The following is a 512-nucleotide window of genomic DNA, read 5'->3' as shown; positions in this document are numbered from 1 at the left end:
CTTCAACTCCCGCAGCGCCTCCAGCAGGATTTCGGCGGGGTCACCGTCGCGGGTCATGGCCAGACCGAACGCGTACCGGTCGGCGACCAGGGAGAACTTCCGCCAGTCCGGCTTACCACCACCGTCGAAGACGGACAGCTTCACGTACGGGTCCAGGGCCCCGTACAGGGCCAGGGAGCGGGCGGCGAACGTCTTACCCTGCCGGGGCTGCGCCCCGATCAACATCGACGTCCACATCAGCGGCACGGTGACCTTGTTGCCCCGCTCGTCCAGGCCGAACGGGGCCGGCTGCCACACGTCGGTGGGCTTGCACCGCAGCAACGGCGTCCGACCCGCACCCACAGCGAGCGGGTCACGGTCGGCCACCCACAACGTGTGCCGCCGATGGGAGGAAGGATCGCGGGAGATGAACACCTGCGACACCGCCACATCCAAACCCGACGCGATGCCACCGCGGGCTTTCACCGCGTCGTCGAACGTCTTGCCGTACGGCAGGTCAATCGACACCTGCG

The 512-nt window shown here is 68.2% G+C and carries 1 pseudogene; it reads right to left on the bottom strand.

The features are described from left to right. Positions 1 to 366: pseudogene (locus V6U90_RS34175) on the bottom strand (cell division protein FtsK); the annotation flags it as partial. Positions 367 to 512 lie beyond the last annotated feature (146 nt).

This window comes from Micromonospora sp. CPCC 206060 (assembly GCF_036906895.1).
GTDB lineage: Bacteria > Actinomycetota > Actinomycetes > Mycobacteriales > Micromonosporaceae > Micromonospora.
This window is presented reverse-complemented; position numbering and strand designations above follow the sequence as displayed.